Origin of the sequence: Hyphomonas sp., assembly GCF_037969335.1 — a bacterium.
In the GTDB taxonomy this organism is placed as follows: domain Bacteria; phylum Pseudomonadota; class Alphaproteobacteria; order Caulobacterales; family Hyphomonadaceae; genus Hyphomonas.
In genome coordinates, this window is record NZ_JBBKXE010000073.1 from 1 (window position 1) to 14784 (window position 14784).

The 14784-nt window shown below is 57.6% G+C and carries 9 protein-coding genes and 1 pseudogene; 5 read left to right on the plus strand and 5 right to left on the minus strand.

What is annotated here, in order from left to right:
- The coding region (locus AADA04_RS05810; protein WP_340692304.1) for a hypothetical protein at positions 1–443 on the minus strand (443 nt) is incomplete at its 3' end.
- A 216-nt stretch (positions 444–659) separates the two neighbouring features.
- Between AADA04_RS05810 and AADA04_RS05815 the strand changes: the two genes are divergently transcribed.
- The gene (locus AADA04_RS05815; protein WP_340692305.1) at positions 660–1994 is read left to right on the plus strand and encodes an MFS transporter; all 1335 of its coding nucleotides are present in this window, start codon (positions 660–662) and stop codon (positions 1992–1994) included.
- A 33-nt stretch (positions 1995–2027) separates the two neighbouring features.
- Here the strand turns inward: AADA04_RS05815 and AADA04_RS05820 are convergent, their stop codons facing one another.
- Positions 2028–3167: an ROK family transcriptional regulator gene (locus tag AADA04_RS05820; protein ID WP_340692306.1), complete on the minus strand. Its 1140-nt coding sequence runs from the start codon at positions 3165–3167 to the stop codon at positions 2028–2030.
- A 162-nt stretch (positions 3168–3329) separates the two neighbouring features.
- On the opposite strand from AADA04_RS05820, the gene AADA04_RS05825 reads away from it, so the two are divergent.
- The gene (locus AADA04_RS05825) at positions 3330–5966 is read left to right on the plus strand and encodes a TonB-dependent receptor (protein ID WP_340692307.1); all 2637 of its coding nucleotides are present in this window, start codon (positions 3330–3332) and stop codon (positions 5964–5966) included.
- A gap of 99 nt (positions 5967–6065) precedes the next feature.
- Complete coding sequence (locus tag AADA04_RS05830; RefSeq protein ID WP_340692312.1) at positions 6066–7007, plus strand: glycerophosphodiester phosphodiesterase family protein; 942 nt, start codon at positions 6066–6068, stop codon at positions 7005–7007.
- On the opposite strand, the gene AADA04_RS05835 is transcribed toward AADA04_RS05830, so the two are convergent.
- The 3 genes and pseudogenes from AADA04_RS05835 to AADA04_RS05845 form a co-directional block, all read right to left on the minus strand.
- The gene (locus AADA04_RS05835; RefSeq protein WP_340692308.1) at positions 6998–8422 is read right to left on the minus strand and encodes an alkaline phosphatase D family protein; all 1425 of its coding nucleotides are present in this window, start codon (positions 8420–8422) and stop codon (positions 6998–7000) included. The genes AADA04_RS05830 and AADA04_RS05835 overlap by 10 nt on opposite strands.
- 178 nt (positions 8423–8600) lie before the next feature.
- Positions 8601–9323 (minus strand): annotated as a pseudogene (locus AADA04_RS05840) (IS6 family transposase).
- 177 nt (positions 9324–9500) lie between these two features.
- Positions 9501–10772, minus strand: a complete 1272-nt coding sequence (locus tag AADA04_RS05845; protein WP_340692309.1) for a TetR/AcrR family transcriptional regulator — start codon at positions 10770–10772, stop codon at positions 9501–9503.
- Between the two features lie 293 nt (positions 10773–11065).
- Between AADA04_RS05845 and AADA04_RS05850 the strand changes: the two genes are divergently transcribed.
- Together AADA04_RS05850 and AADA04_RS05855 are read left to right on the plus strand one after the other, a co-directional pair.
- Positions 11066–13453 (plus strand): TonB-dependent receptor, encoded by a 2388-nt coding sequence (locus tag AADA04_RS05850; RefSeq protein WP_340692310.1) that lies wholly within the window; start codon positions 11066–11068, stop codon positions 13451–13453.
- Positions 13454–13530: 77 nt separating this feature from the next.
- A partial coding sequence (locus AADA04_RS05855) for a serine hydrolase domain-containing protein (RefSeq protein WP_340692311.1) occupies positions 13531–14784 on the plus strand: 1254 nt, incomplete at its 3' end.

Consider the following 14784-nt stretch of genomic DNA (forward strand, 5'->3'; position numbering starts at 1 on the left):
GTGGCGCCATCCTGGAAGGCCCGCTCCTTCCCCAGGATTGCTGTATACCTGGCCTCCTGCGCATGGACAGCCACATGTTCGTAAAGCAGCGCCTCCTTGGTGCCCGAGCGCATGGCCGATGCGAGCGACCAGAAGGCGATGCCGAGAAAATAAAGAGAGACGTGCCCGTCCGCGAAAATCCAGATGACGAAACAGGCACCCTTCACGAGCGGCGAGAGGACCAGCAATCGGCGTCGGTCTATCATGTCACCGAGCAAGCCGGCCGGAATCTCGAACACGATTATGCAGCCGGCCCAGAAGGCAAGGAGCGCGCCGATGACTTCAGGCGAGACGCCCTTCCGCTGGAAATAGGCGGGGAAGATCGCATAGCCGAAGATGAAATCATAACAGATGACATGGAGGTAGTAGAAGAAGAGCGTCCAGCGAAATGAGGATTGGGCCATCCGGTTTCTCCCTGCCGCCTTACAGTCTCGTTGACCCATCGCTTCAAACTGCGCGCGAAAATATGCATGCACCTTCTTGAGAGCAGCTTGGAGGCGGTGCGTCATGTGAGCGAAAACGCCTCAGCCAAAAAAGTGCTAGATATTTATCAGTGATTGGATTGTCGCTGACCTGTCATCTTCATGGACTAGAGAATGCTTTTTTAGCGAGCGCGCAGATTGTCTAACCCCAGACTCAGTCTCCTCCAAAAGACCGGCTATGCCTCGGGAAACCTTGGCAAGAGCGTGGTTTGGTCGACGCTGGAATACTTCTTTCTGTTCTTCCTGACCGAGCTCTGGGGCGTGACCCCTGCGGTTGCCGGGCTTGTCATTCTGGGGGCCTTTATATGGGATGCCATCAGTGATCCCCTGCTTGGTTTCATTGCCGATCGATCAGCGTCGCCGATGGGAAAGTATGGGCCCTTTCTTGTTTTTGGTGCGCCCCTGTGCGCCGCATCATTCTCGCTCATCTTTGTCCATCCGGGCCTCGGCCCTGCCGGCATGGCCTGGTATGCTCTGGCGACGGGTATTGCATTTCGAACCTGCTATACGATTTGCGACGTGCCACATAATGCGTTGATGGCCCGCATCAGCGAGAATAGTCGCGATGCATCCTTGCTCTCGGGTTTGCGTTTCTTCTTCAGCTCCCTAGGGGCACTCGCCGTTTCTATCTCGGCAGCCTCCCTGTTCGCGTCCGGTGATGCCGTTGCCCAGATGTCCCAGTTCCGTATTTTCGCCCTTGTGGCCGGGGTAATTTACGTACTCGCCATGTGGACAGCGTGGTGGTCGACGCGTGATCTTGATCGTCAGTTTCCGAATGCCAGCAGGGAATTCTCCTTCCTGCAATCTGTCAGGGGGATCAGGCAGAATGGCCAGCTTCGGCTCCTGCTCGCGATTGCCTTCTGCCAGGTCGTCAGCATCCCCGTATTCACGAAAAGCCTGGCCTATTATGCGAAGTACGAACTGGGCACTGAAGCGTGGATCAGTGCAGCCCTGACCGTCATGACCCTGACACAAGCCTTGTCCATGGCGGGATGGACCTGTCTTGGGCGCCGCTGGCAAAAGCGCTCGGCCCTGATGCTTGCCTACTCCGGCATTATTGCAGCAGCGCTCGCTTTTGCGGTCACGAGCCGCCATGGCGCGGGGATGCTGCCTGCGATGGCGCTGGCCGGTGTCGCGGTCGGTGGCATCAACATGCTTTTATGGGCCCTCCTGCCGGATGCCATCAATCATGGGGAGCACCAGACGGGTATACGGGTCGAAGCCTTGTCCACCTCGCTGTTCCTGTTCGTCCTCAAATCGGGCATTGGGCTTGGGTCGCTGCTACTCGGAAGCTTGCTGGCGTGGTCGGGGCTCGAGCCGGGGCAGGTGCCAGATCAAAGCTTCAATCTACGGCTCATTTTCATGATGACTTGCATTCCCGCCATTGGCGCGCTCCTGTGCATGATCTTGCTGTCACGGTGGCGACTCGTTCATGACGACATTGAAGACCATGCACGGCGTCAGGCTGCCTGACGCGGGCTTGACGGCACTTGAAACGCGGAGGTGTCAGAGAAAGAATGTGTCCTTGAAGGCAATCGCGGCCGCGCCCATTGCGGTCGCGTCGCCGCTGGTCGTACGCGCGACCAGCTTTGGTTCCGGGCGCCCCAGACCGCGCCTTACAAAATTGTTCAACCGGATATGCGGTATCAACCGTTCAGCCAGAGCTGGTGGCATCGAACCGCCGAACACAATCGCGCCTGGGTCTGCCACGGCGCATATTGCCGAGCAGACCAGCGACAATTGCGGTACGACATGCACAATCCAGGCATCGACACCCGGCCAGTCAGGATCGAAAGCGTCCAGCATTTCCGACAGGCTTTCGAACTGGGGGCCTCCGCGGTCTGAAATCATCGTCCGCAAAAGCTCGAGTGTCGGGCGCTCGTCATGCTTTTCGGGCGGCAGAATGGCGCCAAATTCGCCTGCATTACCAAACTCGCCTCGGAAAGGGCGGCCATCGACAACAAGGCCTCCCCCAAAACCGGTCGTGAAATAGAGGTAAGCGAAAGTATTGGCCCATGCGCCAACGCCGACGAGGCTCTCGCCAACAGCCGCAGCGTTGCCGTCATTGTCGACCCAGACCGGCAATTGGAAGGCGTCCGAAAATAGTTTTTCCAGATCGACCAGTGCAAAATCCTCGAGCGCCGGTACGGGATTCATCAAGCGCCCTTTTCCCACGAAGAAGCCTGAAAAGGCGATACCGAAGGCAAATATCCGCTCTGGCGGCACGGCCCCGGACTCAATCGCTCTCGCGAGCAGCTTCCGGCATGCAGCGATGACGCTTTCCCGCGTCACCGTTCTAAGGATGAGCCTCTCACTGAAGACTGCGACACCTTGAAAATCCATGACGACGACCGAGAGGGCGTCGGTCATTATCGACAGGCCGATAGCATACGCCGCTGAAGGGGTAAGGCTGAGAGCAACTGACGGTTGGCCGCGGCCACTGATCACGCGGTCGCCAAAACTGACCAGGCCGCGTTGCTCCAGTGTTTCGGTGAGTCGGGAGACCGATTGGGCGCTCAGATCCAGCTCGTGCATGATTCTCGAGCGTGTCTCGCCAGGATTTCGTCGTATCCAGTCCAGCACACGGCGCTCGTTCGGGCTGGCAACCTGATCCGTCAGCTTGCGCAAGAAATCCCGTGGAATCATACTCTTGCTTTGCAAATCGGGCTCCCTGAAGGCTTGGTTCAAAGGGCCTTCGTTTGGCAGCGAAGTCAATGTATTAAAAACTTCACTGTGAGTGAAGTAATAGCCGTTGCATATAGCGCTCGGAAGCGACGGAGGGGCCGGCGCGGAATGAGGGCAGTTGAAATGAAATATTCCATCGTATTGCGAACGGGTGTGGCGCTCGCCGCCATTTGGGCTGGCATGCCAGGTCAGCTGGCCCTGGCTCAGGGGGCGGGTGACGATGACACCGTCGTGCTCGACAAGGTCATGGTCGTTGGGGAAAAGGCGCGCAATGCGGCCGCCATCGAGGCCAAGAAAAATACACTGGCCATCTACGACAGTGTCAGCACCGACGACATTGGCAAACTCCCGGATTTGAACGTGCCCGATGCGTTTCGCCGGGTACCCGGCGTCACCGCGATCTTCGATGAGGATGAAGGGCGTTTCGTTACGGCGCGCGGCCTGCCCACCAGCTACAATTACACAACGATTGACGGGTTTGCCCTCGCCACAGCTGGCGCCTTTGGCGACGGATCGCGGGATGTCAATCTGGAGACAATCCCGTCCTCCTCGGTACGCCGCCTGGAGGTTTACAAGACATTCACACCCGACATCGATGCCGGCGCCATAGGCGGATATTTCAACCTGGTGACCAAGTCGGCCTATGATTTTCCAGACAATACGTTCATCGCGGACGGGGCTTTGACCTATTACACCTTTGACGATGTGCCGGATGATAACTCCTTCACCGGAGACAATCTGGACAACCAGTTAGGCGGGCGCGCGCAGTTCACGGCAACGCAGCTTTTCGGTGCGTCGGACCAGTTCGGTCTCGTTCTCTCCGGCTCCTACCAGCGAAAAACGCGTGACGAGGAAAAAGTCATTCCGGACAGCTATAATTTCCTGGGCGATGATTCCAATAATGACGGCCTCGGCGACATCGCCGTGCCGTCGCAGTATCGGTGGTATGTCTACACAAACCGCGCCGAGCGCTATGGCGCCAGCGCAAAACTGGAATGGCGCCCGGACGCTGTAACAGAGATCGCATTCAATAATTTCCTCTATATCAGCCAGGAAAACGAGACACGGTCCGGACACCAGATCAGGGGCATCTCTGCATCTGACATCACGATGGACACAGCCACATCGGGCAGCTTTACGGACGCACAGGGCGAAATTACCGTCACCTCCTATCCGCTCGATTACCGGTACACGGGACATACGCTATCTGGCGCGCGCGACATCGACAACGGCGCGCAACTCACGGGCGGTGTCGGATTCTCAACGGCCCTGATGAACGATACGTTCCCGGAGTTCTTCGCAAGGACGCAGGCAAACCGTCCCGAGCTTGGCGGTACATACGACCTTTCCGGTGACTATCCGACCATTACCGTCAACGATCCGGCCTATTGGTCTGATCCGCAGAATTATGCCGTGAACCTTCACCGGGAGCGCACGCGTGATACGTCCGAAACGCTCTGGGATGCCAAGCTAGACTATGCCTACAATCCCGATGGCAGTGACCTTGGGTGGGGATATGCTGTCGGGAGCGAATATCGTTCACTCCTTCGCAAGAACGACACCAACATGACCATGTACGCCAGCGGATATGTGGTGGGCGACATCGGTGTCGATAACCAGACCGGCTACACCGCTCGGGGAAGGGACGTTCCGTTCTTTTTCATCGACTACGACAAGGTCAAGGACCTTGGCGATCTTACCGTTGACGAGATCTCCACGATTGAGAATTCTATCAACTCGGACTTCAAGTATGGAGAAGATATCTTTGCTGCCTATGCCAAGGCGGCTTATGGTGGCGAGAACTGGGCGATCGTGGGCGGCCTTCGCTATGACGATGTTTCCAGCACGGCCCGCAATTACCAGCGTATTGGCGGCCTTGGCCTCGATACCTATGAGCTCGTCAATACGTCCGGCGGGTATGACAATATCCTGCCATCCATCATGGCCAGCTTTGAGCCCTCAGAAGGCCTCCGCTTCAAAGCCGCGGCGAGCCAGACGCTGGCTCGCCCTGCGCCAGGCGATATTGCAAAAACCGCTGTCCTGAGCGCCGACGGGACTTCACTCAGCCGTGGCAACCCGGATCTGCAACCGCGCTTGGCAAACAATTTCGATCTCGGGGCGGAGTATTACTTTGATGAGGGCAACAGTCTCCTTTCGATAGGCCTATTCTACAAGGATATCTCTGACGAGATCGTGACTCGTGTCAGCGAGATCGCAATGGATGGACAGGCACTCCGTATCACCCAGCCGGTGAATGCCGAAAGCGCCGAGGTAAAGGGCATTGAACTTGCCTTGATCAAGAACAATTTCGACAACCTTCCGTCCTCATTTCCTGATGTGCTGCGAAACTTCGGTGTAAGCGCAAACCTCACCTGGACCGATGCGAGGATCGTCCTGGACAGCGAGAGCCAGCCGGTGTCCGAAGTGGATTATTTGTTGGATCAGCCTGAATGGTTCGGCAATGCTTCCATTTTCTACGAATGGGACGAAGGGTCAGAGGCGCGCCTCGCCTATACCTATCAGAGCGATTATCATGATGCGGTCTCGGCCAGCCCGGCGTCGCAGGCCGGTTGGGAAGGCGCCAAAAGTCTCGATTTCTCTCTGCGCAAGCACCTGACCGACATGTTCAGCCTGACTTTCGAAGCGCGAAACATTACTGATGAGAACCGTATCCGACTTACGGGACCGGGACTCGGTCTCCTCAGGGAAGATGTCGAGTTCGGCAAGAGCTTCTATTTTGGCGTTTCCTACAAGCGCTAGTCACTAAAAATGATCTCAATACCTATGGCCCGGCCGGCAATCTCTTGGCCGGGCTATTTCGGGTCACACTCATTCATGCATGCAAAGGATACGTTTTCCATGCTCACTCATTGCTTTCCAGCACTCTTCCTTTCGCTGACAGCCCTCGTCGGATGTCAATCACCTGCATCAAGCGTAGCCGGATACCAGGACCTGGCGCCGGTCAGGGTCAAGGTTGTCGCTCACCGTGGGTGTCTTGACGCGGCGCCGGAGAATTCGCTCCCAGCCATCCTCAACTGTTCCTCTGCAGGTGTGGATATCGTCGAGACCGATGTGAGGCAGACGCAGGAAGGGGCCCTTGTCATCATGCACGATGATACCGTGGATCGCATGACAAATGGTGAGGGTCTGGTAACCGAGATTAGCCAGAGTGAATTCAGCGCCCTGAAACTCAGATCCCGTCACGGCGGGGCGAATGTGTCGGTTACCGATTTGTCCCCACCAACCCTGGCTGAGCTTCTGGAATCCAAACCGCAAACGCTGGTCGTCAATCTGGATGTAAAGGATGTAGCAGCCTATCCAGCCGTCAACACAATGCTACGGAAGTTGGGGCAGGGGGCCTCGATCATCCTGAAGACGTCGATGTCGCCGGATGGGACAGCCTATCATGATTTCATGTCCATTGGCGGCGCCGCTTTCATGCCCGTCATTCGTCAATGTGTGGACGAGGCCCGACCGACGCCTCAAATCTATTGCGCTCGCAATGCGCAGGATATTGAGAAAGATTTCGCCGGGCTGAATCTCTTTGGCTATGAGCTTATCTTTCGCGACGAGGCGTTTCTCAGGCAGGTTGCCGATGCGACACGCGGAAGCGGGCTTGAAATTTGGGTAAACCTCTTGGCCCCTGAGCATGCTGCGGGTCATACTGACAGTCTTGCCCTTGAAGATCCCGATGCCCATTGGGGCCGTATTGCGGATCTTGGCGCCACGATCATGCAAACTGACTATCCCGAAGCCATGCGGGCCTATCTTGATCAACGTGCTGCGGGTGCTCAGCCGTAATAGACACCGGTCGTCTCAAATCTCTGCCAGCGCCGGGCTGATACTTTGTCCATCCGGGCGCGCCAGAAGGAGCGTCCGGGCTGAAGGTCCGATGCGGCGAGATCGACAGGATCCCAGACAGAATCGCCCTGAGCGTTTCGTATATCGAGCCGGACAGTCGGGTCGTCTGAGGTGAAGTCGAAATCGAGAAGACCGAAATTGACCCCGCCAGCGTAAACCTGGCGTAAGCGGGGAACCGGCTTGTAGTTCAGCCAGGACATAGCGGTTTCCTGTGCAAGCGGAGAGCTGACGCATTCGACGATATCGTAACCGTCCGCCCCACCAGGAAGGACATTCATTTCGGCCACGTGTGTGTCCCCGGAAATAAGGATTACGCCGCGTATCGCGTTCTGTCGGATAAAGTCCAGGATCATATTTCGCTCATGCAGGTAGGAGGCCCAGCTTTCGCCGCCGAAGGCCTTTGCATCTGTCCAGCCCTGTCCGCTCGCAATGACCTTGAACGGCGCCGTGCTGCTTTGAAGTTCGTCCATAAGCCATTGCAACTGGACTTTGCCGAGTGCCGTCTTGTCGGGCCCGTCCGGATCGCCAGCGGGGGACCGGTCATACCGGTTGTCGAGCATGAACAGGTCAACCTGGCCAAAGCTGTGGCGAAAGAATACACCGGGGGCTGAGGGTAAGCCATAGGAGGGGTTTGCCCAATAATCTCGGAATGCGGATAGGGCTTCTTTCTTGACGGGATTGCGGCGATCACTGTCATTGAGGGCGAAATCGTGGTCATCCCAGATCGCCAGCTGCGGGACACGCGATTGGATCGGCTCTAGATTCGTAACCGAGAGCTGCCGACGATATTCCTCACGCAGTCCTTCTGCGCTGGTATTGTCGCCGTATATATTGTCCCCTAGCCAAAGGAACAGGTCCGGGTCTGCTTTCTCCACTCCATCCCAGACGGGCTGGTCTGGGCTGACGGCATATCGGGCACAGGATCCGAATGCGATCCTGAAGCGGCCTCTGTCATCGGCTGACGGTGCGGCCCTTGTTTTCCATCTCCGTCGTCCGCGATCAACGATCGTCGGGGCACCATCAATCAGAACGCGATAGTAGATCGTCTGTCCAGGTTGCAGACCCTCTGCCGCCAATCTGACCGTAAAATCTGTCTCTGCCTTCGCCTGAACAGGCGCGGATCGTCTCGCCGATCGTAAGCTCGGATCGATGCCATACTCCAGGATTGCTTCATAGTTCCCCGAAAAGCGAAGCCAAATCATTGCCACGTCAGGACCTGTCCAGCCGACGCGCGGCCCTTGCATGATGCGCGGATATCCATCCCAGTCGGGCCCCGCGCTTGCGGGTGCCACGCCGGCTACAACGGTTCCGGCAGCTCCACACATCATTAGTATGTCTCTGCGAGTGGTTTTCATGCTGGCAATTCCATTTGCAATTATTACTTCACTTTAGGTGAATAATGGAAGTGGCGCTCCGGCGCCATGAGCAAACGGCCCAAGTGTGTGAAACTTTCGCGACGATGGTTTGTTTATACGACTGATAGCCGTGTCAGCCAGACGGAGCAGTCAGTCTAATGCGACCCGATCTCCGATTTTAGCGGAGCCGCAGGTTCGAGGCGACAAAAAGGTCGCGCCACTCGCGAAGGGCGGCGTCGCGTTTCTGTTTGAATCGGGTTCTAGGGTTGATGTGCCTTTCGAGATAGAAGTGATTGTACACTGACGAATGGATTGAAGCGAACTTCTGTAAACTTCGCATGCACCGAAATCTCGACATCGCTCGCTCCCGTCGTCGAAAGGGTAGGTGCGAATTCTCGGCCCGGTTATTGAGATGACGCCCAGTTTCCTGGCGGCCTTCGCTCCCAATCACCTTCATGGCTGCTCGATACGACGGGCATCTATCCGTGACGACGATATCTGGATTCTCATAACGCTTCATTGCTTTCTTCAGTAATTTCTACGCATCAGCCTTATCCCGCTTCTTCGTGACATAGGATTCCAGGACTTCACCTTCGTGGTCGACAGCGCGCCAAAGATAGTGCCGCTCACCCCGGATCTTCACGAAGACCTCGTTCAGGTGCGACTGCCATTGCAGGCTACGCCGCATCGACGCTGAGCGCCGCTTCCTGATCTTGTGAGCGAAGTAAGTACCGAACCTGTCCACCCATGTGCGGACGCTTTCGTGGCAGATATCAATCCCACGTTCGTGGAGAAGATCTTCGACATTGCGAAGTGAGAGCGAGAATCTGACATACATCATCACGCCAAGCTGGATGATCTCGGGCGAGGTTTTGAAGTGGCGAAAGGGGTTCTTAGCCATTTCCTCAAGCTAAACGCCTGGATACGCCGTCTCAAGCGCGGTTGCCCTGACAAATCCCGCGAGGCAGTCCGCCATGTCGCGAAGGGGTAATCTTGGGGTGTTGGCTCCGTCGCGGACCGGCCCCGCCTCCACGCAACGGTCTGTGCTGCAACGAACAGTTTGCTTTCGCGCCTGAGTTCAGTCGGCAGCCATCAGGCCGAGGCTGAACAGCGCGACGACCTCATCGGCGATCCGGAACGGTGCCGGCGGATCAATGTCGGATATCCATTTCGGGATCCAGAGATAGGCACCGGCCCGGACCAGCGTGACAGCTTCATAATCCTGGGGCCGCCGGCTTCCGTCGGCCAGTCCTTCCATTGCAAACGCTTCGGTCCGGCTCAGAATTTCGCGCAACCGCTTCTGCGTGCGCTTCTGCAGCGCGGACGACAACACATCGAGCCCCATCCAGCCGGCGACCGGCTGGAGCGATCCGACCATGGCCTGCGTATTTAGGTGGGAGACGATGGCCGCCTTTTCGTGGCCGGTACAGCCATGCGCATCTGCGTAATCAATGAAGGCATCATACAATTCGTAGCTGCGTTCGAGACATTTCTGAACCAGGTCTTCGCGGTCATGGAAATAGTGGTAGACGGTGCCGCGCGTTGCGCCGAGCGCGCTCGCGACATCGTCCAGGGAAACATTCACCGCGCCGTGCCGATTGATCAGTTCGGAGCCTTTCATCAGGATCTGTTCCATCTTGAGATCAGCAATCTTCTGGTTGCCGAAGCCGGAAACACTGATCCGGGAGAATTCATCTGCATTCTTGTGAAACCTGAATTCGGTCGACCGGTCAGCTGCGGATCCGCGCGCGATGAAGTCGACAATCGCCTCAATGTCCTGAGCAGTGTGTGTCCGATCGGCCCACCGGTCAGACATGCGCGCAAAGGCAACCATGGAGGGCAGGATGCGGGCAATGACCTGGTCGTCGCAGGGCCGGATGTTTCCAACCGAAATACCGTCGCCAATCATGGCGGCTAGCCGGTCGAAATTCCGCCGGCGCGCCTTGTCGATGATCGCCCGGGGGCCTTCGCTGAGGACACCCGTATCGGCGATGACAGCCGTTCGGCCTGTTTCCGGTGCCAGGCTCAGCCGCATGAACGAGAGCACTTGCGGCAAACCGGGTGCAGCCTCGCTGGCAGTGTCGAGTCTCTCGGTTTCAGCTTCGCAGCTCTTTTGGTAGCAACGAAAGATCAGGTCCTCGCGGTCGGCGACATAATGATAGAATGTCGCGCGGCCGACCCCCATGTGCTTGGCCAGGTCACCAAACCCGACAGCCCCGACGCCGTGTGCATTGAACAGGAGGGCAGCCTCCCGCAGGATCGCGTCCTGCTTGGATGTTTTGCGCGATGGGGCAGCAGGCGCAAGCCTTTTTGATCGCGATTCTGTGCCACCAGTTTTGACGGCGCTCAATCTGGCTTTGTTATCCACAGGCGGGTCTCACTTGTCCGGGGCAGGCCGCATTGCAGGTCTCGCACGCGGTATACCCATCATAATCTTTCATCCCGACAGTCACTTAGCAAGCAGGCGTCCTGTCGGCAGAGGGGGAGTGTACGCCTCCACCTATAAGTCGTCATCTAAAAATATTATCATACACAGGTGTCGAAAACGTTGACAAAGCAAACTCGACCCATCCATACCTAAACATACACAAGTGTCGAAATGACAGGACCAGTGATAAACACTGGCTGATTAGGGAGGATTACATGTCGAGAGTATCGAACCGAATTATCTATGGCGTCGCAGCCATGGCCCTGCTTGCCCCAGCGGGCTTTGCGCAGGCGCCGGGAGCGGATGCTCCGGGGGAGGGCGTCGTTGAGGATGCCCAGGCCACAATGAACAAGATCATTGTGACCGCGCGCAAACGGGACGAACTGCTCGAGGACGTGCCGACGGCGATCTCCGCGTTTGGCGCCGAAGACATTGCCCGGCTCAACCTTGTCAGCATTGATGACCTGTCGAGCTTCACTCCGGGCTTGCAGACGGCTGAAAGCTCGGTTTCATCGGGCGGCTCGATTTCGCTGCGCGGCGTCGGGTCAGGTTCTTCGAACTATCTTGGTGACCAGGCTGTTTCGATCAATGTCGATGGCATGCAGATTGGCACACTGAACATCCGCAAATCCGCGCAGATTGACCTGGCGCAGATCGAAGTGCTGCGCGGTCCCCAGGCGCTCTTCTTCGGCAAGAACAGCCCCGGCGGCGTGATCTCCATGAAAACGGCCGATCCGACGCATGACCACCTCGTGGAATTGCAGACCGGATACGAGACCGTGTCGCAGGATTCCTATTACCAGGCCCTTTATTCTGGCCCGATATCGGATTCACTCGGCGTCCGCCTGGTCGCGCGCTATTCCGACCTTAACGGCTATTTCAATATCAAGTCTGTCCCGGCAAATGGCGATCCCCTCGTCACCAAGGCGCCGATCGACAGCTGGCCCTATGGCGAAGAATTCTTCGCCCGCGGGACGGTCGTATTCGAACCCAATGATGCCCTGCGTGTGAAAGGGAAACTGACTTATAACGAGTCCAAGATCGAAGGCGGGTCGATCCTCGCCCAGCAACGGATCATCTGCCCGCTGGGTGCGCCGCAATTGCAGCCTGATTTCCCCTGCAAGGCTGATCGCGACAACTATGCTGGCAATGGCCGTCCGGAGGATGTCGCCCTGGCCGCAGGCGCGCCGAGCACCAACGGTATCGGCTTCCGCAACAACCAGCAGGTCCTCGGAACCGTCCAGGTTGATTACAAGCTGACGCCCGACCTGACGGCGACCTCGGTCTCGGGCTATTATCTGTTCGACGAGGTCAATGCGCACGATGCATCGATCGGACCGCGGGCAGTGCTCCTGGTCCCCTACCTGCCATTCGAGATGAACCAGTTCACGCAGGAAGTGCGCCTCGCATCGGACTGGGATTTCCCGGTCAATTTCACTCTCGGGGCCTTCTACGAAACGCGTGACACGTATGGTGCGCAGGACGCGGTGATCACGGCCTTTCCTCCGGCGTCATTTTCCATCGGGCAGGAGCAGACCTTTCAGGACCAGGAAGCCTTCTCCGTGTTTGGCCAGCTTCTCTGGGACGTGACCGAGCGGCTCGAGATCTCCGGCGGTGTCCGCTACTCGGAAGAGGAAAAAGACCTGAGATTCCTTCACCGCGGCGTGGATGTCACCGCCAACCTTGCGACCGACAATCTTTCCTTCGACAACCTGTCGCCTGAACTGACCGTGTCCTATGACCTGACAGACGATGTCATGCTGTTCGGCTCCTACAAGGAAGGCTTCAAGTCCGGCGGCTTTGACGGAGGCTTCACCAATGGTGCCATCGCGGCGGGCAATTTCGCAAATACGTTCGACGAAGAAACGGTCACCGGTTTCGAAGGCGGCGTGAAGGCCACCTTGTTTGACCAGCTTGTCTTGAACGTCACGGCCTATGAGTTCGACTATGAGGACTTGCAGGTCGGCGCATTCGACCCGGACTCGATCTCCTTCAAGGTGCTGAATGCGGCCGCTGCGAAGGTCCGGGGCCTAGAGGCTGACGTCAACTGGCGGACGCCAGCGGAGGGCCTGTGGATCAGGGGCTCCCTGGCGCTCAATGACGCGAAATTCGAGGACTTCCTGTCGGGCTGCTATCTCGGCCAGACCGTCGCGCTCGGGTGCAACCTGAACCTCAACACGACCACTGGCGCCTACCTGCAGCAGGACCTGTCCGGCCGGCAGATGAACAATGCGCCTGATGTCGCGGCGACGGGTGGGTTTCTCTATTCGCGCCAATTGTCCAATGGCATGGGGCTCGACCTGACAGTCGATGCCACCTATTCAAGCGACTATTATGCGAACCTGCGCCAGTCCCCGCTAGACGTGCAGGACGCCTATACCAAACTCAACGCATCGCTGCGCCTGTTTGGCCAGGACGATAAGTGGGAACTCTCTTTGGTCGGGCGCAATCTCACGGACGAGTACACGTTCAATGCATCTGCCCCGATCACGCTGACCGGCGGCGGGAGCGGCATTGCAGGCGCCATTCCGGGTGATCGCAGCGCGATCGTGTCCAAGGGGCGGGAAGTCTTCCTCAAGCTGACCTACCGTCCGATCAACTAGGAAAACTCCCCCGGCACCGGCGCCTCTGGTTTCCTCCTTGCCGGTGCCGCTTTTTCTCTCAAGACGAACTGGAATTCATGATGGTATCGAAACGACTCCTCGCCCCCTTGCGCCACGCCTTCACGGCCATTGGTGCGACCCTGTTGACGGCGTGCGCGATCGCGGACAAGAGCTCAGTCGGGTCGGCCGATATGGAACCGCAGCGTCTGACGCATGAAAGGTCCCAGGCGATCGACGAGGCGGTTGAAGACCTGATCGAAGGCGGTCAGATTCCTGGCGCTGTTGTCATGCTCGCCGAGCGAGGGCAGGTCGTCCATTTTAATGCAAGTGGTTATGCCGATATCGAGAACCGCGTTCCGATCGCCAGGGACACGATCTTCCGCTTCTATTCCATGACAAAGCCGCTCACCTGCGCCACGGTCATGACATTGCTTGATGATGGTCTCATCGATCTCGACGACCCGATAAAAGACTATCTGCCTGAGCTCGCCGAGATGCGCGTGAGAACGGCGAATGGCGATATGCCGGCCACTAAGGATATCACGATCCGCAACCTGATGACTCATACGTCCGGGTTCAGCTATGCCTTGCTTCCCGGCGTGGCGCAGCAGGATTATGTCGACGCGGACATCTTCGCGATCCGCAATCGCCTGTCGGAATCCCTCGAAGACCATATCAAACGCCTGGCCAGGATGCCGCTCGTCGCAGAACCGGGAACAGTGTGGAATTATGGAGAATCCATGGGCGTACTCGGACGCCTTGTGGAAGTGGTCTCGGGAAAATCCTTCGGAGTCTATATGAAGGAGCGGGTCCTGACCCCGCTGGAAATGGATGACACGGATTTCCATGTTCCGGCGGACAAGAGCGATCGCCTGGCCGAGCTCTATAACATGAGCCATGCGGGCGTGATGACAAATGGCGCGGACGATATTCAGTATGGCGGCAGTTATCTCGACAAGCCGAAGCTGGAATATGGCGGCGCCGGCCTCGTCGGAACCGCCAGCGATTATATGACATTTGCGCAAATGCTGTTGAATGGCGGCCGCAGCGGAGACAGGCAAATCCTCTCCGAAGAATCGGTTCGGATGATCACCAGCAACCAGCTGGACGAGTCCTTTGGCGAGGCGCCCCTTGCCGCGTCCGGTCGTGGCCCGGGAATCGGGTTTGGCCTCTGCGGCCTTGTCATCAGGGATGTTCCGGAAGGTGCGCCTCCCGGCGCTGTTGGTGAATATGGCTGGGGCGGCTGGGCCAGCACCAATTTCTGGATCGACCCGAAAAACCAGATTGCCGGCCTCGTATTCACCCAGGTCATACCGGACGATATCGGTTCG

What these genes read in the sequence shown, in the direction of transcription:
- AADA04_RS05820 (WP_340692306.1), bottom strand. Translation starts at nt 3,167, where the DNA reads ATGATTCCACGGGATTTCTTGCGCAAGCTGACGGATCAGGTTGCCAGC.
- AADA04_RS05825 (WP_340692307.1), top strand. Translation starts at nt 3,330, where the DNA reads ATGAAATATTCCATCGTATTGCGAACGGGTGTGGCGCTCGCCGCCATT.
- AADA04_RS05830 (WP_340692312.1), top strand. Translation starts at nt 6,066, where the DNA reads ATGCTCACTCATTGCTTTCCAGCACTCTTCCTTTCGCTGACAGCCCTC.
- AADA04_RS05835 (WP_340692308.1), bottom strand. Translation starts at nt 8,422, where the DNA reads ATGAAAACCACTCGCAGAGACATACTAATGATGTGTGGAGCTGCCGGA.
- AADA04_RS05850 (WP_340692310.1), top strand. Translation starts at nt 11,066, where the DNA reads ATGTCGAGAGTATCGAACCGAATTATCTATGGCGTCGCAGCCATGGCC.